The sequence below is a fragment of the Pseudoalteromonas sp. NFXS53 genome (genome assembly GCF_056629255.1).
Genome location: NZ_JBWVBR010000018.1, coordinates 42,646 through 61,674, shown reverse-complemented (window position 1 = coordinate 61,674; position 19,029 = coordinate 42,646). Strand labels below are relative to the sequence as shown.

At 40.9% G+C, this 19,029-nt stretch carries 14 protein-coding genes; all 14 read left to right on the top strand.

Translation table 11 applies throughout. The annotated features are described in order from the left end of the window. Nucleotides 1-28: 28 nt before the first annotated feature. On the top strand, nucleotides 29-1,414 hold the full coding sequence (gene atpD, locus AC1HJP_RS17225) for a F0F1 ATP synthase subunit beta (RefSeq protein ID WP_058031478.1): 1,386 nt from the start codon (nucleotides 29-31) through the stop codon (nucleotides 1,412-1,414). Between the two features lie 14 nt (nucleotides 1,415-1,428). Then, nucleotides 1,429-1,845 carry a F0F1 ATP synthase subunit epsilon gene (locus AC1HJP_RS17220; protein WP_058031477.1) on the top strand — a complete coding sequence of 139 codons (417 nt, stop codon included), beginning with the start codon at nucleotides 1,429-1,431 and terminating at the stop codon, nucleotides 1,843-1,845. Nucleotides 1,846-2,014: 169 nt separating this feature from the next. Next, on the top strand, nucleotides 2,015-4,129 hold the full coding sequence (locus AC1HJP_RS17215) for a winged helix-turn-helix domain-containing protein (protein WP_480362827.1): 2,115 nt from the start codon (nucleotides 2,015-2,017) through the stop codon (nucleotides 4,127-4,129). A gap of 365 nt (nucleotides 4,130-4,494) precedes the next feature. After that, on the top strand, nucleotides 4,495-7,356 hold the full coding sequence (locus AC1HJP_RS17210; protein WP_480362826.1) for an insulinase family protein: 2,862 nt from the start codon (nucleotides 4,495-4,497) through the stop codon (nucleotides 7,354-7,356). A 192-nt stretch (nucleotides 7,357-7,548) separates the two neighbouring features. Beyond that, a complete protein-coding gene (locus AC1HJP_RS17205) occupies nucleotides 7,549-7,920 on the top strand; it encodes a hypothetical protein (RefSeq protein ID WP_480362825.1) in 372 nt (123 codons plus the stop codon). Nucleotides 7,921-8,004: 84 nt separating this feature from the next. Next, nucleotides 8,005-9,390: a S41 family peptidase gene (locus tag AC1HJP_RS17200; RefSeq protein ID WP_480362824.1), complete on the top strand. Its 1,386-nt coding sequence runs from the start codon at nucleotides 8,005-8,007 to the stop codon at nucleotides 9,388-9,390. A 65-nt stretch (nucleotides 9,391-9,455) separates the two neighbouring features. Continuing rightward, the gene (locus AC1HJP_RS17195) at nucleotides 9,456-9,683 is read left to right on the top strand and encodes a hypothetical protein (RefSeq protein WP_480362823.1); all 228 of its coding nucleotides are present in this window, start codon (nucleotides 9,456-9,458) and stop codon (nucleotides 9,681-9,683) included. A 210-nt stretch (nucleotides 9,684-9,893) separates the two neighbouring features. Next, the gene (gene glmU, locus AC1HJP_RS17190) at nucleotides 9,894-11,255 is read left to right on the top strand and encodes a bifunctional UDP-N-acetylglucosamine diphosphorylase/glucosamine-1-phosphate N-acetyltransferase GlmU (RefSeq protein ID WP_480362822.1); all 1,362 of its coding nucleotides are present in this window, start codon (nucleotides 9,894-9,896) and stop codon (nucleotides 11,253-11,255) included. 343 nt (nucleotides 11,256-11,598) lie between these two features. Next, nucleotides 11,599-12,843 (top strand): beta-barrel domain-containing protein, encoded by a 1,245-nt coding sequence (locus tag AC1HJP_RS17185; RefSeq protein ID WP_480362821.1) that lies wholly within the window; start codon nucleotides 11,599-11,601, stop codon nucleotides 12,841-12,843. Nucleotides 12,844-12,889: 46 nt separating this feature from the next. Next, nucleotides 12,890-15,019 carry a peptidase domain-containing ABC transporter gene (locus tag AC1HJP_RS17180; protein ID WP_480362820.1) on the top strand — a complete coding sequence of 710 codons (2,130 nt, stop codon included), beginning with the start codon at nucleotides 12,890-12,892 and terminating at the stop codon, nucleotides 15,017-15,019. A 169-nt stretch (nucleotides 15,020-15,188) separates the two neighbouring features. Next, nucleotides 15,189-16,373 (top strand): hypothetical protein, encoded by a 1,185-nt coding sequence (locus AC1HJP_RS17175; protein WP_480362819.1) that lies wholly within the window; start codon nucleotides 15,189-15,191, stop codon nucleotides 16,371-16,373. 4 nt (nucleotides 16,374-16,377) lie between these two features. Continuing rightward, nucleotides 16,378-17,427 carry a sensor histidine kinase gene (locus AC1HJP_RS17170; RefSeq protein WP_421965486.1) on the top strand — a complete coding sequence of 350 codons (1,050 nt, stop codon included), beginning with the start codon at nucleotides 16,378-16,380 and terminating at the stop codon, nucleotides 17,425-17,427. Then, nucleotides 17,411-18,199 (top strand): LytR/AlgR family response regulator transcription factor, encoded by a 789-nt coding sequence (locus AC1HJP_RS17165; RefSeq protein ID WP_480362818.1) that lies wholly within the window; start codon nucleotides 17,411-17,413, stop codon nucleotides 18,197-18,199. The genes AC1HJP_RS17170 and AC1HJP_RS17165 overlap by 17 nt, the downstream gene beginning before the upstream one ends. Nucleotides 18,200-18,436: 237 nt before the next feature. Then, nucleotides 18,437-19,027, top strand: coding sequence for a hypothetical protein (locus tag AC1HJP_RS17160; protein WP_480362817.1), 591 nt, complete (start codon nucleotides 18,437-18,439; stop codon nucleotides 19,025-19,027). The last annotated feature ends 2 nt before the right edge of the window (nucleotides 19,028-19,029 follow it).

The following is a 19,029-nucleotide window of genomic DNA, read 5'->3' as shown; positions in this document are numbered from 1 at the left end:
TCGGCAAAGTTTAACGAGAGGAATAGACATGAGTTTAGGTAAGGTCGTCCAAATTATCGGCGCCGTTGTGGACATCGAGTTTCCACAAGACAACGTGCCAGCCGTATATGACGCACTAAAAGTTACAGATGGCGACTTAGCTGGTTTGACTTTAGAAGTTCAACAGCAGCTAGGTGGCGGTGTGGTACGTGGTATCGCACTTGGTACTACTGACGGTTTACGTCGTGGTACTTCAGTAGAAGGCACAGGCGAGCCAATCAAGGTTCCAGTTGGTACTAAGACCCTAGGTCGTATCATGGACGTACTTGGTCAGCCAATCGATGAAGCAGGTCCAATTGGTGAAGACGAGCGTATGTCAATTCACCGTGCTGCGCCTTCATACGAAGATCAATCAAGTTCAGTAGAACTTTTAGAGACTGGTATCAAGGTAATCGACCTTGTATGTCCATTCGCTAAAGGTGGTAAAGTTGGTCTATTCGGTGGTGCCGGTGTAGGTAAAACCGTAAACATGATGGAACTTATCCGTAACATCGCAATCGAGCACAGCGGTTACTCAGTATTCGCAGGTGTTGGTGAGCGTACTCGTGAGGGTAACGATTTCTACCATGAGATGAACGACTCAAACGTACTAGACAAAGTATCTCTAGTATACGGTCAGATGAACGAGCCACCGGGTAACCGTCTACGTGTTGCACTAACGGGTCTAACTATGGCTGAGAAGTTCCGTGACGAAGGTCGTGACGTACTTTTCTTCGTAGATAACATCTACCGTTACACACTAGCGGGTACTGAGGTATCAGCACTTCTAGGTCGTATGCCTTCAGCGGTAGGTTACCAGCCTACACTAGCTGAAGAAATGGGTGTACTTCAGGAGCGTATCGCGTCTACTAAGACTGGTTCAATCACGTCTATCCAAGCGGTATACGTACCTGCGGATGACTTAACTGACCCATCACCAGCTACGACGTTCGCGCACTTAGATGCAACAGTTGTACTTTCTCGTGACATCGCATCACTTGGTATCTACCCAGCGGTAGACCCACTTGATTCGACTTCACGTCAGCTTGACCCTCAAGTAATCGGTAACGAGCACTACGACACAGCACGTGGCGTTCAGACTGTACTTCAGCGTTATAAAGAACTGAAAGACATCATCGCGATCCTAGGTATGGACGAGCTATCTGACGAAGATAAGCAAGTTGTATCTCGCGCACGTAAAATCCAGCGTTTCCTATCTCAGCCGTTCTTCGTTGCTGAGGTATTCACAGGTGCACCTGGTAAATACGTTTCACTGAAAGACACTATCTCTGGCTTCAAAGGCATCTTAAACGGTGAATACGATGACATGCCAGAGCAAGCTTTCTACATGGTTGGCTCAATCGACGAAGCGATCGAAAAAGCCAAAAACATGTAATTTAGGAGGGTGTTATGGCAATGACAGTACATCTTGACGTAGTAAGTGCAGAGCAGAGTGTATTCTCTGGTGACGTAACCACTATTCAAGTGACAGGTAGTGAAGGTGAGCTAGGTATTCATCCTGGTCACGCGCCACTATTGACTGGCCTAAAACCTGGTATGGTACGTTTAGTTAAACAAGATGGTTCTGAAGACATCATCTATGTTGCTGGCGGTACGCTTGAAGTTCAACCTAAGACAGTAACCGTTCTTGCGGACGTTGCTATCCGTGGTGAAGAGCTTGACGAGCAGGCTGCTGAAGAAGCTAAGCGTGAAGCGCAAGCACAAATGGCTTCAGGCACGACGTCTGAGCTTGATACGCATGCTGCAGCTGTACAGTTAGCAGAAGCAATCGCTCAGCTACGTGTTATTCGCCAGCTACGCAAATAATACATCCTATCTGGTTTAAAAAGCCCGCACTGCAAAGTGCGGGCTTTTTTATTGCAATTTAAAAATCTATATATTGATGTTATTTATACATTTTTTTAGAATCAGCAATAAAGTATAAAAACGGTACAACGAGTTAAGTAGGACATTAGCTTGGCTGTAAACGAGATGTATGATGAAGGAATTCAATTTTAGCAGTGCCATTGTGCAGGTTAAGTTCGCACAGTGGGAACTTGATCCGAAACGACAAGTCATTAGCGATGGCGACATAAGTCGAGAGCTCGAGCCCCTACTTTATAAGTTATTATGTTATTTTCTCCTCAATAATGAAGAAATCATCACTCGAGAAGACTTAATTGAGCATGTATGGCGACAACACTATGTTGACGATAATGCCATAAATCGCGCGGTGTCTGAGCTGAGAAAACTGCTCAAATCAGATAAGTTTAAAGGGACAATAATCAAAACGCACTATCGCAAAGGCTATAGCCTTGTTGTCGATAGAGAGCTCGTCGGTTTCGATGGAAAGCAGAGCAATGCTGGTGTAATTAATACCCCAGCGATTAGCACACCGAGTCAACCAAAGCACCCATCATATAATTTCTCATTGCGTATTTTATTGGCATCCTGTGTGATGCTCGTTTTGGCCATAATTGGTTATTGGTTTATCCACCAGCAAGGTCTAACGCAGCCAAATGAGGTTACCCCTCGCAAGTTCAGTGACGCATCAACACAAATATTAAGCTGGCAAGACGCGAGTTTTAGTCAACTTAAAGTGCACCCTAATAACAACATTTACGCTTATGTAACTGAATCAGGCGGTGAACAAGGTATCACAGTACAAGCACTAACAGGTGAGGTCTCAAAACAGATTTCTTTTACTGGCAGTAAACTGACTTTGTTGGGCTTTTCAGCCATATATACTGATGTTTTTTACAGGGAGGAGAACACTGAGAGCAAATGTGGTATTTGGCGTGTTAATTATTTAAAAGACACGCCGGCTGAAAAGGTTATGGAATGCGGTGGCGATATTCGCTCATTGATAGAATATGATGATCGTTATCTAGTATTCGACCGCTTGGGTTATCGTGATCAAAAAAATATTCGCGCCATTTATACCTATGATAAAGTTCGCGAGCAAACCTCAAGAATTTCAGCGCCAGGAGAGGGGTCTTATGGGGATCATTTGCAAGCCATAGATATCTCTAACAACAGAATATATTTTATTAGGGTTTTACCCAATACTAATGGTGTATTTTACACTGACATTGAAGGCAGCTATGCATCAAAATTGTTTAGCAGTGAATTGTTCGTTACAAACATTACCCTTGTTAACGATGAGCTATATTTTTTTGAGTATTATTCACAGTCGCTCTATAAGTACGATGGGATAAATAAGCAAAGTATTGAAATACACAAAAATGATTCGATGGGGTTATTCCAAAACGTATTTAAAATATCTGAATCTCAAAGTATTGCATTAACTGATGCTTCTGAAATAACTGTAAACTTTCATTCTTTCTATGAAGCTCCGAAAATTAACCCTGATTACGCACACAGCATGATGAGCGCAACCCGCTTAAAGCAATCACAACAGCTTGTTGCTTTGGCTTTATTCCCGGCAAGCAACTCGAGCATATTGAGCTTTTATGACGATGAAGGCACAAAGCAGAAAGAGCTCTCTTTTGATGAAAGTAGCTTTAAGATTAAACCTTCCCTTGATGGTAGGTATCTTTTTGTAAGGCATAATAAAGCTGTATCTGTGTTAGACCTAGATGGAAAGCTAATAAAAAGGCTAGAATTTGAAGGGAAAGTGTTAACGATAGAAGTCATGTCTGGTGGGCGTTTGGCGGCTGTAGAGCAAATTGCGGGCGAAAATAATGCCATCGTTATTGATGTGCTATCAGGTACGCGTAAACGCTTACCGATAAAAGATATCATGTGGTTTAGCTGTTTTGAGGAATATCGTTGCCTTACGCAAAACTTCTATGGTGAATTACGCGTGTATGACCTAAGAAAATTGGGATTTGAATCTCAGATAGCAAAAACGGATACTTTATTTCCTACCTTTACTCGTTTAAAAACGGGGTTTTACTTTACAGATAGGGAAGGTATGAAACAGTTTGATCTAAAAACATTTGCTATAAAAGAACACCTATTACTACCTGAGAAAGTACATGAAGATAAGCTATTAACTTCTATTTTGTTAGACGAGACGAGCCTAATCTACATCAAAGATGAATCTGGCAATAATGAGGTTGTTTTACACAGCTTTAGCCTGCAATAGGTTAATGCTATTAACTTTTTATTAAGGGCGCCAGATGTTGAATTAAAATCATGGCGCTTTCCTTCCTTTTATCCACGTCGTGAGTTCTTAGACGCATGTGGGTGTTAAAAATGTAGTTTCTTCTTATGCTTGTATTAATTCATTAGCCATTTTAAATCTGATGGATTTGCCGTTACTAGCTGCTTTTTATTCTCACCACAGGTTTGTTAGCTAATATACTTATAAACAGTTTCTTATGGCTTCCTAACAATTAAGCTTAACTGTATGAAATTATGAGTTAAGTTCATTTTTTGCCTAATTTGAGCAAGCGTATTTTTCAACGCAATATGTATCCACTCTTTGATTACGAATACGGACATACAGATATGATGTTAAGAAACAAACTTGCTTTAATCACGCTGGCACTGATGTCGCATTATGCTGCTGCACAAAGCACTCACGACCGCGCATATACAACATTGGCTACGCCTACACAGCTTTCACAAGCCGGTTTTGTAAAAAGCCAACATGACGATCGTAGCTACGGTGAAATGCGTTTAGATAATGGGTTGCGCGTCGTTGTTGTGTCAGACCCTTCAGTTGCTGAATCAGCGCTGAGTTTAAGTGTTGGAGTGGGGCAATTTCATGATCCTGAAAACTACCAAGGCTTGGCGCACTTTCTTGAGCATATGATTTTCCAAGGTTCTCAGTCTTACCCGACCCCTTATACTTTGAAAGACTTTATTGCCAAGCACAACGGCCATTACAATGCGATGACAGAAGCACAGCTGACCACGTATTTCTTTACTATTTCAAGTGCACAATTTGACACGGCTTTGACAATGTTGTCAGACGCCATTGGTGCGCCTTTATTTAAAAAAGAAAACATAGATAAAGAACTCACGGCAATAGAGCAAGAGTGGCAGCGTCTGAGGCAGCAAGATATGTTTGTGGTCAATCGTACATTAGCGAATACGGTGAACCCAGAACACCCAATTAAGCAATTAGGGGTGGGTAATAAAGCAACCTTGCAAAATAAAACTGGGCAAGGGCAGCTTAGTCTTTACAAAGCGATGCAAGACTTTTATCAAAAGTACTACTCATCGAATATCATGACTTTAACTTTGGTTGGTGATCAATCGATTGACGAGTTAAAAAAGCTGGCTAAAAAGCACTTTGCGCAGTTACCAAACCGAGAGGCTGCTGATCCGCGAATTACCTTACCAGTATTCACACAAGACACGCTAAATAAAGAAATTAAGCTAAAAACAAAAGTGGCAGCTGATTTATTAATGTTGCAATTCCCGCTGCAGAATAATTTTACGACTTGGCAATACAAGCCCAATGCATATCTAAATATGTTGTTGTCTTCACACGAGCCAGGTTCTTTGGCAGCTAAACTGATTGAGCAAGAGTTAGTCCATATGGTGCTGCCTATGTTATCTCCTAATGCTTATGGCAGCGAAGGTACAGCACTAATACAATTTCAACTGACTGAAAAAGGTAAAAAGAACAAAGATAAAATTATCGCTGCCTTTTTTGATTATGTTGCTTTGTTGAAGCAAGAAGGCATAAACGAGGGCTACAGTGCAGAGCTAAAACAGCAATTACAAGGTTTGTTCAATGACTATCAAAAACCCTCAGCATTGCATTTAGCAAGACAGTTTAGCCGTATGATGCATAGCGTGCCGGCAAAAGATATTCTGCATTTTGATACGTATTTCTCAGGCTTTAATGCAAAAGCAATTGAACAGGTACTCAATAACCTTACTCTTGATAAGGCGCGCATTTGGCATGTCAGCGGTAGTGAACAGGTTGATACCCCATTAAGTTATGCCGATGGCGGGTATCAGGTCGCTCCATTATCGAAAAAAGACAAAACCGTTTACGCCGCAGGCTCTGGTTTGAAGTTTAATCTTCATGAACCTGAGTTAGATGCTGCACAACATGATGCGCAAATCATCACGCAATCAGATAAACCAAAACAGCTACTCGATGGAAAAGGGGTAAGGGCATGGTTAAAAACAAGTAAGCACTTTACTCAGAAACAAGGTGTCATTGCGATTTCACTTGAAAGCCCAAAACTGAACCAAGACCTTAAAAGTCACACGTTGACCAACTTATTAAGCCTCATGATGCTGAAAGACTTACAGCGACTTGGCGTACGTGCTCAGCAGCGTCATCAAACAAATTTGATGCTATTGCAAACATCAAACGGTAATTTAGCCATAAACATTGCCGGGAAAACGGCAAAACATGGCTATTATGCTCAAAAACTGTTTCAAGCAATGGCTGATATGGAGTTTAAAGAATCTCGCTTTAACAGTGCTAAAAAACTCTATAGTAAAAATTTAAGCAATCTTGATAAGTTGCCTTTGATCCAGCAATCAGAGCTTTATTTTGGGCAATTAGTCAAAACTGAGGCCATGCATTGGTCACCGCAAGAAATAATTGCTCAACTTGAGACCGTGACACTGTCAGATGTTAAAGCAATGCATAAGCAGTTATTAACCGCAACATATGTCGATTTGTTCGCGTTTGGTCAATACGGCGAAGGTGAGATAAATACCATTACCAACTCAGTGCGCTCAATATTAGGTGACACAAGCCAAGTCAATAAGCCGATATATCTTGATGAATATAAACCTGTTAAAGGCTCTGCACTTAACAAGAAAGTTACCACGCCGTTTGATAATACTTACCTTAGAGAGAGCTATATCTATCCGCAAGAATCTTTACCGGTATTATCAGCTCTGAAAGTGATTAATCAGCTGTTTAATAACGCCATATTTAAGACTTTAAGAACTGAAAAGCAAATGGCTTATGCTGTTGGCAGTCGGGCGTTCAGAGTTCACGAGTTTCCGGCATTTAGTGTATTTATGGAAAGCGCTGATGCTTCACTTAACGAGATTAAAACCGAGTTTGACAACTTTATAGTCGGTTTTTACAGCGGTTTAGAACAAGTGTCAGAACAAGATATTACAACAGTAAAGCAAGGCTTGATAAAAGAGCTGAAGAAAAAGCCTGAGAATATTTTTGTTGAATCTCAGCCGTATTTCTCTGATTGGCAAAAAGGTAATTATCAATTTGATTCTAGAGCGCGTTACGCGCAAGCACTTGAAAGGTTAAATAAACAACAGGTACTCGATGTCTATAAACAAGTTTTACTCGAGTACCAAGCAGAAACTGTCTTACTACAACTAAAAGGGGATGACTCTAAGGGAGGGTATTTCGAGTTTAGTAAGTAACCTGCAATCTGGATAGACAATCTATCTTCAGCGATTACTTATTCAATATCAATACGCTAGAAAATCTCTTAATCAAAGTTCAGGTTAAGTAAATCTTGCTGATTAAATTGTACAAGTAGGTTGAGGGGATCTTCAGCCTACTTATTTTTAGTATGGATTGTTCAGCGGTTGTTTGGGAGTTCAGGTTAGAAAATGAAGCAATTAGTTTTTCTTATTTCTCTATTCTGTTTCTTTGGCAGAAGTAGTGAAGTAGTAAACGGTGAGTTTGACCGTATCAGTTGGTTTGTATATTCAGACCATGTGAGCTTAAAGCATCATACTTATCGAAAGAGAGTAGCTTACTCTTTTCATTCTGCAGGTTCTCTAATAGATATGACGCTCAGTGAGTTGAACAATATGCTTGGAGAGGGAGAGCGCTGTGAGGAGACCAGTCAACTCGCGTGCAGCTTATATTATAAAGTCGCTATTTCTGAACAAGAACAGACGTTATTAAATGTCTACTTAGATGATAAATCTCGGGTGTATAGAACAGAAATAGAGCACTTAGGTGTTCCAGCAAACTAGAGTGTGCTTGTGTCATTATCAGCAGAAAGTCCATGCGTTTAATCAAGGTTACTACTGTAACTATTTCAAGGAATGTTTTGTTTAATGCTTAGAAAAAAACTAACTATTTTCTGTTACCTAATATTAATTGGTTTAATTTATTTAATCGCGACAGGGAGAAGTATCAGCGTTAGTTTATACGACGCTGAAGTGGCCAACGATAACAAGGTGCTGACTAGAGAAGAGATTGACGCGGATATTAACCAGTTTCTTTCAAATTTAAGGGCGTTACATCCTTATGCCGATAACTTTGTCTCTATTGAACAAATCGAACGTAAGTCTCAACAATTGAGGCGTGAATTGTGCCCTGATACTTGCACGATACGAGATCTGAAAATGATTGCTCTAAAGCTCATTCACTTTATCGGTACCGATCACTTATTCTTAAGTGGCTTTAAAAAGTCGCTGCCATTTGAGCTGCATAAAGCGTCGCATAACGAGTTTAAATTACTGTTAGATTCGGGAGAGATACTTAGAAATATAAAACACTTAAATGGCATGCCTGTAGAGCAAGTTTGGTTTGAATTAGAGGAGTTAACCCCGCGCCTTAATGCTAACTTAGAAGACAGTTACATTAGTGCTCATTCTAAACATTTGCTGCCGCTGTTATTAGACAGTAATACCATAGAGGTAACAACGACATCTACAAAGCACACTTTTCTAGCTTCAAAAGCAAATTCATCTTCATCAATATTAATGAGTGAAAATACTGACTTTTTGTATGTAAAAATCTCGTCGATGTCAAAACTCGATCCTCAAATGTTATTCAATGAATTTAACAAGCTTTCAAAACAACATTTGGTTTTAGATCTGAGAGGAAACAGAGGCGGTAGTGTGGCAAAAACAGCCAAATTATTCGAGTTTTTAACTACAAAACATGGTTTTAAGCATATATCGCCACACGAAAATCGATTAATAAAATTAAGTAAAGAACTGACTGAGCTGAATAGAAGTAGTTCGCCATTTTGGTTCTTAGCCAGTGCTTTTTTAGAATGTGGCTTTAAGGACGCCTATTTTTATAAAGAAGTTAAGCCAAAATTGAGTGCTATTTGTGAAAATGTAGAGGCGCGAACACGGGTTACTAAGATTCAAACTTCGCCGCAAATATATATTGTTATTGATGGTGGCACAGCGTCGTCAGCCGCCATTTTTGCAGGGCAAATGAAGCGGACAGGAAAGGCGAGAGTATTTGGCTCTGTTGCATATGGCAATGCCCTCAGAAACTATGGTAACTCTAAACTTATTACGCTTAATTATTCTCAACTAGTGGTTGGCATACCAACCACCTATACATACAGAGACCTAAGCCAAGATATTTGGCCTACTAGCCAATATCATGGGGTCTCGCCGCATACTCATTGTTTGCAGTTAGCTTGCTTAGCACAGATAAAAGACGAAATTAGCAAAGCGTTACACATTAAAGCTTATTAAATAGGTCTGTTATTTTGTTTTAATGAGCTCGTAGCAAAATAAATTAAAAATATATAAGGAAAAACATGTACAAATCTAATTTTATATCAGTATTGAGGGAGTCACTTTTCTATTTTGGTATGTTTATCATGTACAACGCTTTGCTCGACTGGTATCAGACCCACATTTTTGGTGTCACGGTTAAAATCGAGATGTTGCCTTTCTTTTTTATACTCGCCATGGTGAATATTTATTGTTTTCATCGGTATGGGGGACAAGGCGTCAAAAAGAAAGCTGAGTTAACTCAGAAATAAAAATTTAACTGTTTTCAGCGGAGTTTAAAACCGTTCTATGCTTATCAATCGGCTTGTAAGGCGTTACAATAGCGCAAACTTCATACGTATCGTTTGTTCTGCTGCTGCAACTTGCAGTATACATTTGCACAAGACGTGATTTGTTTAAAGTAAGCGCAAACCAATATGTATGAAACTGAAACACAAGCAAAGAATAAGGACTCTGTGTTAATGGCACTTACATCTATCATCCTAGCTGCGGGTAAAGGCACCCGTATGCGCTCTAAACTTCCAAAAGTTCTTCACCCGGTTGCAGGTAAACCTATGGTACAGCACGTAATCGACAATGCAGTATCACTCGGTGCGCGTGAAACAAACTTAGTATACGGCCATGGTCGTGAACAGCTACAAGCGGCGCTTGCGCACAATGAAGTAAACTGGGTTTTACAAGAAGAGCAGCTAGGCACTGGTCATGCTGTTGCTGTCGCGAAAGAGCATATTGCAGATGATGACACGGTTTTAATCTTATACGGTGATGTGCCACTGACGAAAAAGTCGACATTAGAAAAGCTACTCGCCGCGACGCCTGAAAAAGGTCTAGCAGTATTAACTGTGAACCTTGACGACCCAACAGGCTATGGTCGTATGTTGCGTGAAAACGGCAAACTTGTGGGTATTGTAGAGCAAAAAGATGCAACACCTGAGCAGTTAGCCATTCAAGAAATCAATACCGGTATCATGGCTGCAAATGGTGAGTTGTTAAAGCGTTGGTTAAGTAATCTTTCAAATAACAATGCACAAGGTGAATACTACCTGACAGACATCGTTGCTATGGCGCACAGTGAAGGCGTTGAAATTACTTCGGCTCAGCCAGATCATCCAATGGAAGTTGAAGGCGCGAACAACCGTGTGCAACTTGCAGCCCTTGAGCGCGCTTACCAGTCATGGCAAGCAGCAGAATTAATGATCAACGGTGCAAGCCTTGCAGACCCTGCTCGCATCGACGTGCGTGGTACGGTAAAAACAGGTCAAGACGTACAAATCGATGTCAACGTTATCTTTGAAGGTGATGTTGTGATCGGCGACGACGTGGTTATTGGTCCAAATTGCGTACTTAAAAATTGTACTATCGGTGATGGTGTCGTGGTAAAAGCCAATACCATGATTGAAGATGCGCAAGTTGCAGCTAAGTGTACGCTTGGCCCATTCGCGCGCTTACGCCCAGGTGCGGTGATGGAAGAAGACTCTCACATTGGTAACTTTGTTGAGATGAAAAAGTCACGCTTAGGTAAAGGTTCAAAAGCAAACCATCTGACTTATTTAGGCGATGCTGAAGTTGGTGAAAAAGTAAATATTGGCGCAGGTACGATTACTTGTAACTATGATGGCGTGAATAAATCAAAAACCATCATTGGTGACAACGCGTTTATTGGCTCTAACTCTTCTCTAGTAGCCCCAGTGCAAATTGGCGCAACAGCGACAATCGGCGCAGGCTCTGTGATCACTTCAACGGTAGAAGACGAGCAATTGGCAGTAGCACGTGGTAAGCAACGCAATCTTGATGGTTGGCAGCGTCCAGTTAAGAAAAGCTAATATCAAGGCTAAGACATAGTTAAAAAAGAGCGGCAACAGCCGCTCTTTTACTTTCCTTAACTCTACATAACCTGAGCTTTGGTTAAGAGATTTACTAGCATACTGATATTGAAGTAATAAGTTGTTTTCAAGTCTGCAGCCGGAGACTTTTAGCGATAACAAGGCGAATTTACGCGTCAATAGCTGGCCTATTGCAAGTAAGTTCAACGCAGTTAACGTTGAAAGTAGCCGCTGGAGATAGATTTATTATCCAGAGCTCAGGTTACAAATATTTCTTTATGGTAGGCAAAGTGGTACATTGAATTTCAAAGTTAATTTAACGTTAACATATAAGAAGTAACCTATGGACAGTCTATTCCGCAAAGAAGTGCTGGAGCATAAACGACATCGACTAGAAGGAGCTGTGTCGCTTATTCAGCCACCCATTTTTAGAAGACTCACAGTGTTGATCTTAACGGTCGTCGTTGTCAGTCTGGTATTTTTGAGCCTCGGTCAATACACCCGAAAAGAGCGTGTGAGTGGGGTGATAGAACCCGATGCCGGTCTTTTACGTGTTGAGGCCTCGCAAGCAGGCTTGATTTCAGAAGTACTGGTTTCTGAAGGTCAGTTTGTTGAAGCCGGTGAGCCGTTGTTGAGAATAGCCTCTGCGAAGCACAGCAGCCAAGAGTTAGAACTCAATCAGGCTTTACTTAACCAATACCAGTTTCAACTTAATTCACTCGAGCGACAGATCACCCAGCAAATCGCGCAGGATAACTTAGATCTTGAGCAGTTGCATTTGCAGAAAATCTCTCTCGAGCAGCGTTTATCTGAATTAGATAGCCAAGCCGCTACCTTTAAACAGCGACTGATGTTAAATCAGAAGATGGTTGAGCAAGTTGGTAGCTTAAAGGGCACAGGCTATATTTCAGAGTTAGAGCTACAAAGACAAAAAGATACTTTATTGTCGCTGCAACAGCAGGCGTCGAGTATCAAGTCAGAGCGGGTGTCGCTGGTTAGCCAATTACAGCAACTCGAAAAGCAAATTGAACAGCGACCTTTGCAACAGCAAACACGTATTGCACAATTGGAGTCACAGCGCGCCGATCTTAAAATGCAGTTGTCGTCGATTGAGCAGCAGCGGCTAGGTGAGTTAAGAGCCCCTAAATCAGGTATTGTCAGTGGCCTCACAGCAAAAGTAGGCAAAACAGTGGCAACAGGGCAAAGCTTACTCTCAGTGCTTCCTGAAAACAGTGAAATGCAAGCAATTGTCTATGTGCCTACTTCGGCTTTTGGTTTTGTTGATGTTGGCCAAAATGCGCGTTTGCGCTACCACGCCTTCCCATATGAAAAATTTGGGGTGTATGATGGCACCATCAAAGAAATCAGTAATTCAGTGATATTACCTGAAGAGGCTTCAACGCCAGGCGTGCTGACAGAGCCTGCTTATCGTGTGGTTGTGGCACTCTCTGAACAAGATATTCAAGCTTATGGAAAAGCGACACCACTTAGAGCGGGTATGAGACTCGACGCAGATATCGTGATCGAGGAGCGTTCACTTCTACGTTGGTTATTTGATCCGGTATTTAGTATTAAAGGTCAGCTGTAAATTTCAGCAAAAGACTATTTATATAACAATAATAAGGCAGTAAAAGATGCATGAAGAAGATGAAAGTGTAGTCAACAAACTACAGTTTTGGTCAAGGAACTCATTGCCCATTATTTTACAGTCGGAAGCCGCGGAGTGTGGCTTAGCAAGTTTAGCTATGGTAGCGTGTTACCATGGCTATCAAACCGACTTGGTATCTATTCGACAAAAATTTAGCATTTCTCTTGAGGGCGCAACGCTGCTCGATATTATGGGATTTGCTGAACAACTCAAGTTAAGCACAAGACCACTGCGTATTGAGCTTGAAGATCTCGACGCATTGCAAACGCCCTGTATTTTACACTGGGATCTCAATCACTTTGTGGTGTTAAAGAAAGCCAATGAAAAGCGCATTGTCATTCATGACCCTGCTAAGGGTGAAAAAACACTGACCCTTGAAGAAGCGTCAAAACATTTCACTGGTGTTGCACTAGAACTCACACCGACTAAAGACTTTGAAAAACAAGAAAGTAAACCCACGCTAAGATTCTCTGACTTTTGGAGCCGAATCTCGGGTCTTAAACGCTCTTTATTGTTGATCTTCTTACTGTCTTTGCTGTTACAAGTATTCACCCTAGCTGCACCATATTACATACAATTGGTCATTGATGATGTTGTACTCACAGGCGATACCTCTTTATTGACCGTACTCGCCGTCGGTTTCTTCTTGGTATTAGTGTTTGAGATAGCCACCAATGCGCTGCGGGGTTTTACCTTGCTACATTTTGGTAATCAAATGAATATTCAGCTCGGTGCCAATTTATTCCACCATCTAGTACGTTTACCCATTTCTTACTTTGAAAAGCGCCACATGGGTGATGTGGTATCGCGTTTTGGTTCACTACAGCAAGTTAAACAATTACTCACCACAGGGGTTATTGAGGCCATTATTGATGGCCTAATGGCGATAATCACTTTGGCGATGATCTTCTTCTATAGCCCAACCCTGTCTGCGGTGGTGCTGGTGGCAGTATTTGCCTATGCCGGTGTGCGAATTGCCATGTATAAGCCTTACAGAGCGATCAGTGAGCAAGAGATCATGGCAAGAGCTGAAGAAAACTCTAACTTCATGGAAACTGTGCGAGGCATTCAAACCATCAAGTTATTTGGCTCTGAGGTAAAGCGTGAAGGGCAATGGCAAAACCGCTATGCCAATGCCATTAATCAGAACATTCGTATTGGTAACTTTAATATTGGTTACGAAGCCATTAATCGCGCTTTATTTGGTATCGAAAACATTGTGGTGGTCTATTTGGCGGCGCATTTAGTGATCCAAGGTGGATTCAGTACCGGTATGTTATTTGCGTTTATGTCTTATAAACGCCAGTTTATGGAAAAAACCGCCAACCTGATTGAGAAGTTTATTGAGTTCAAAATGTTAGGTTTACACTTTGAGCGTATAGCGGATATTGCACTGACTGAAAAAGAAGATTTACAGCCAGCGAATATCAAACGTCATAGCATTGAAGGTGATATTGAAATCAAAGACGTGAGTTTTGCTTATTCAGATGCAACACCGAATGTACTTGATAACTTGAGCTTAAAGATAAAAGCAGGCGAGTCGGTGGCAATCACAGGTGCTTCGGGCTGTGGTAAATCTACGCTACTAAAACTCTTACTGGGGTTAAATAAAGCCAAATCTGGCGAAATTCTCATTGATGGTGTGCCACTTGAGCAGATAGGTGCACGACAATACCGTCAGCAAATTGCGGCTGTCATGCAAGACGACGAGCTTTTATCGGGGTCGGTCTCAGATAATATCGCTTTCTTTGATTCTCCCGTTGATATGGAGCGCGTTGTTTATTGTGCTCAACTGGCTGCCATTCACGACGACATTGCACAAATGCCAATGGGTTATGACAGTTTAATTGGTGATATGGGCTCAAGCTTATCTGGGGGCCAAAAGCAGCGTATTATTCTTGCCCGCGCTTTATATAAACAACCTAAGATCTTGTTTATGGATGAAGCCACCAGCCACTTAGATACTAATCTAGAAGCTGACATTAATGAGGCGGTTTCCCGTTTAGATATCACTCGAGTGATCATCGCCCACCGAAAAGAAACCATTGCGTCAGCTGATAGAGAGATTAAATTAGTTAAACCTCTAACAGAAAATCAAATAGAGGCTACCTCGTAAACTAAGATGAAGATGATAAATATGTTGGATTATCAGCTGGCATATTTATCTTTCATTTTATCTACAGTTACGTCCTTTCATCAGGATATATCACCAATTATCACTTGAACTACCTCAGCCAGTAGATCCTTTTAAACTGGTTTAAAAATACTTGAGTAGGATAGGTGTTGTGTTTGGTGTATATAACAAAGCTTTTCTTTTAATTACCTTAATTCTAGCTGCAGAAGTGAGTGCAGAGACATTTTTAGAAAATTTAGAATTAGATAGTCGAGTTCGTTTTCATGGTCAGAGTTTAAAAGCGACATCTCAACCAATTTTTGCAACTGATAATACTTCAGCACTCTTCTCGGCTTTAGACATGAGTGCTGAAAGTGAGGGGCTACGCCTAGCTGCAACAGCAAGTATCAATAAAATGGGCGGCAGTAGCGAAACTAAGCTAACAATATCTGAAGCATATTATGACTTTAGTATAAAAAACTGGTACTTATCTGCTGGAAAGAAGAAACTAGACTGGGATGTGGGTTATGGTTTTAGGCCTTTAGACATGTTCTCGCCAACAGACTCTTTAGCCATTTATACAGCGGTCCCTCCAGGTACATTAATGGTTACAGGGGACTATTTTACAGAGTCAGGAAATGTCACTTTTATCTGTAATGAAACACGTGTTGAGTATCTCGAAAGAGGTGAAAAAGTTAAGTCAGGGCATGGTTGTGGTGGTCGTTATTATCAATTCTTTGATGGCTATGAAGCTCAAGCGGTTGCTCACTATGATAATGAGTTAGGGTTTAGAGTGGGAGGCAGTGCACAGACGGTCATAGGAAATAGTCTAGAGCTACATGGGTCGTTTATTTGGCAGCAACGACATCGTACGCCAATTGTAACTGCGCATCATGGGTTTAATAATGTTGAAACGGTATGGCAAAAAGGGAGCATACAGGCATTACTTGGACTGAATTATAGTTTTTCGGTTGGTATTACTGCGATTGTTGAGTATTGGCATGACGGCCGAGCCCCAAGTAACCAGCAGTGGCGAGAAGTGATTGCTGGTGCCAATGAAGGAGTTTCCGAACATCAGTTAAGCCTCTATCGTGCTCACTTTGCGACCCAAAATTTATTCAGAGACAACCTAATGGTGCATTTAAGATCGTCAAATCCAATCTGGCAACCAGAGGTAACATGGTTAATGAACCCCAGTGATAACAGTATGTTAATAGATACAGGCCTATGTTACTCTAAATACGAGAGCACCCAACTTTGCTTAGGATATAGATCTTATGCTGGTGGGAATAAATCAATATATGAGCAACTAAGTTATCAAAAAACAGGGTACCTTAGTGTAGAAATAAAGTTGTAAATTCATGTCTCTAATCAACTCTTTCTCAGGATCAGAAAGTTGGATGAGTAATCTTAAGCTAGCAGTGGTTTGTATTGCACTTGGTCTACTTATTCATTTTATTGGATGGGCAAAATACCCAATTATTTCGATATTAATTTCATTAGGGATAGGGTTTAGTATTCGTTTATGCCGAAAATGGTTAAAGCGGCACTATCCTCAAATGAACCTATCTTTACAGTTTCTGTTAGCGGTTACCTTCTCTTTTGTCGTCTGGGGGCTTACCCCATTGCTGCTTGGTGTTGTAAAAAGTACAGGGGGCTATGTAGATGATTGGCAGCAATATGTTGGCATGTTGCTTATCGGAAGCTTTATTATGGTTGTCGTGAGCTTTACTTATTATCAAAGCATTCAAGCGCAAGATTTAAAGCAATCATTGGCGCAAGTTGAATTAGATCAGATTAAAAAAGACAAAGTCCTGCTCGAAACTGAATTAAGACTACTGCAGTCACAAATTGAACCTCACTTTTTGTTTAATACGTTAGCCAATATTCAGGCATTAATCGCGGTTGATACCAAGCAGGCGAATAAAATGTTAATCGCATTAACGGCTTTATTGCGACAGAGTTTAGATAGAACCCGATCTGAATGGCTAACATTAGGTCATGAGCTTCGTTTTAACAAAGCTTACCTCGCAATACAGAAAATTCGTTTAGGTGATAGGTTGGTAATTAATTATGACGTTACTGATAAAATTACCGATGATATCTTGTTCCCTCCTATGTTATTGCAACCATTGATTGAAAATGCTGTGACGCATGGCATTGAGCAATTAACTTGCGGTGGAGAGCTGACACTGTCGGTTGAAAAAGAAGAAAGTAACCTAGTAATCAGCATTACAAATAATGTACCCGTTGACGGCAGCAACCGTAAGGGGACTCAAGTAGGTATGAATAATGTGAAAACAAGGTTGCAACAGCTATACGAGGGTCAGGCTAGTTTGAGATACGACAACAGCCAAGTGGGGAAAGTGGTTGTGACTATGGAGGTGCCATTAAATGTCTCACAAAGTTAAAGTAGTGATCGCAGATGATGAGCCAATTTTACGTGCACACCTAAAAATGATGTTAGAAGATGTCTGGCCTGAAATCGATATTGTAGGTCAGGCTGCAAATGGAGAAGAAGCGCTAGAGCTAACAGAAGCATTCAGCCCTAGAGTGTTGTTTTTAGATATAAATATGCCTGGGATCGATGGCTTAGAAGTGTCTAGAATTTTATCTGAGTCAGAGCAGGCACCTATTATCGTATTTGTGACAGCTTATAATGAACATGCTGTTACTGCCTTTGAAAACCAAGCAATTGACTATTTATTAAAACCACTAGAAGAATCGAGGCTGATAAAAACAGTCCAGCGAATCCAAAAGCTTTTATCGAATGAGCACTCTGAAAGCGAACAACACACTCAGTTACAGGTAATGCTTTCTCAATTAATGCAAGAGAGTGGAGATGCTTCATCACAAACGTATCTAAAATGGATTAGAGCGAGTAAGAACAATGACGTTTACATGGTTGATGTAGATGATGTGGACTACTTCATTGCAGATAATAAATACACAGAAGTGACCGTAGGGCTTAATAAGCACTTAATTAAAACTGCGATTACAGTCTTAGAAAATCAGTTAGATCCCGATGTTTTTTGGCGTATTCACCGGAACTGTATTGTGCGGGTAGATACCATTGCGCATATATCAAAAGATGAATTAGGGCATGTTTATGTGAACTTAAAGGGGAGTGATGAAAAACTATCAGTAAGCAGGAAGTACCATCACTTATTTAAACAGATGTAAAAGCTACACCTTTATTTAGGTTCGCTCAGCTGAATAGAAAGAGGCACTAAAAGTAGCCTCTTTTTTTGTGCCTATCTTTCATTACACAACCCCTTCACTCTGTTGGCTCCTAGCTGTCGTTTATCGTTATTTTTTACCTTTTATCATTCTATGTTGCCGATTATCACCTGGGCAACACCAAGCCTGAATTGTTTCATAAGATAGCTACATCAACAGGAACAACGAAGGATTATGAAGATGAAGCCACTTTCTATATTTAAAAAAGCTATTTTTGGCGCTTCGATAGTTAGTACTGTAACAATGGCAGCTGAAATACCATCTCACGTTATTAAAGCTTATCAAGCGGGACTTGCTGGCTCACAAGCGCAAAATCAACATGCAATCAACGCATTAAAAGAATTAAATGAAAAAGCGCCTTCGCCAATCACTTTGGCTATGCTAGGCAGTGCAGAAACGACTCAGGCAAGATATACCAATCAACCTTGGCAAAAAATGAAATTTGCAGAGCTGGGTATTTCAAAGCTCAATAAAGCCGTGAAACAAGTCAAGAAGGCCCCTTACCCGCAGCAAGCCAGAGTATATATCACTGCTGGATGTACATTTTCGCAAGTACCAAAAATGATGAATAGAGCGGAGCATGGTGATCACTTATTGAAACAGGTCATCGCAGCGCGCAGTGAGTTTGATAAGTTAAATAATCAACTTAAAAAAATGACCTATCGTTGTGCGGCAATGGCTGCAGATAAATTAGAGGATCAGCCAAGAGCTAAATCATTGTTAGAGAAATCAGAGACATTTGCCCAGCTCTTAAAATCAGAAAAGGAATAGGT

Coding starts and splice junctions, on each gene's coding strand:
- atpD (WP_058031478.1), top strand. CDS start 29: ATGAGTTTAGGTAAGGTCGTCCAAATTATCGGCGCCGTTGTGGACATC.
- AC1HJP_RS17220 (WP_058031477.1), top strand. CDS start 1,429: ATGGCAATGACAGTACATCTTGACGTAGTAAGTGCAGAGCAGAGTGTA.
- AC1HJP_RS17215 (WP_480362827.1), top strand. CDS start 2,015: ATGATGAAGGAATTCAATTTTAGCAGTGCCATTGTGCAGGTTAAGTTC.
- AC1HJP_RS17210 (WP_480362826.1), top strand. CDS start 4,495: ATGATGTTAAGAAACAAACTTGCTTTAATCACGCTGGCACTGATGTCG.
- AC1HJP_RS17205 (WP_480362825.1), top strand. CDS start 7,549: ATGAAGCAATTAGTTTTTCTTATTTCTCTATTCTGTTTCTTTGGCAGA.
- AC1HJP_RS17200 (WP_480362824.1), top strand. CDS start 8,005: ATGCTTAGAAAAAAACTAACTATTTTCTGTTACCTAATATTAATTGGT.
- AC1HJP_RS17195 (WP_480362823.1), top strand. CDS start 9,456: ATGTACAAATCTAATTTTATATCAGTATTGAGGGAGTCACTTTTCTAT.
- glmU (WP_480362822.1), top strand. CDS start 9,894: ATGGCACTTACATCTATCATCCTAGCTGCGGGTAAAGGCACCCGTATG.
- AC1HJP_RS17185 (WP_480362821.1), top strand. CDS start 11,599: ATGGACAGTCTATTCCGCAAAGAAGTGCTGGAGCATAAACGACATCGA.
- AC1HJP_RS17180 (WP_480362820.1), top strand. CDS start 12,890: ATGCATGAAGAAGATGAAAGTGTAGTCAACAAACTACAGTTTTGGTCA.
- AC1HJP_RS17170 (WP_421965486.1), top strand. CDS start 16,378: ATGTCTCTAATCAACTCTTTCTCAGGATCAGAAAGTTGGATGAGTAAT.
- AC1HJP_RS17165 (WP_480362818.1), top strand. CDS start 17,411: ATGTCTCACAAAGTTAAAGTAGTGATCGCAGATGATGAGCCAATTTTA.
- AC1HJP_RS17160 (WP_480362817.1), top strand. CDS start 18,437: ATGAAGCCACTTTCTATATTTAAAAAAGCTATTTTTGGCGCTTCGATA.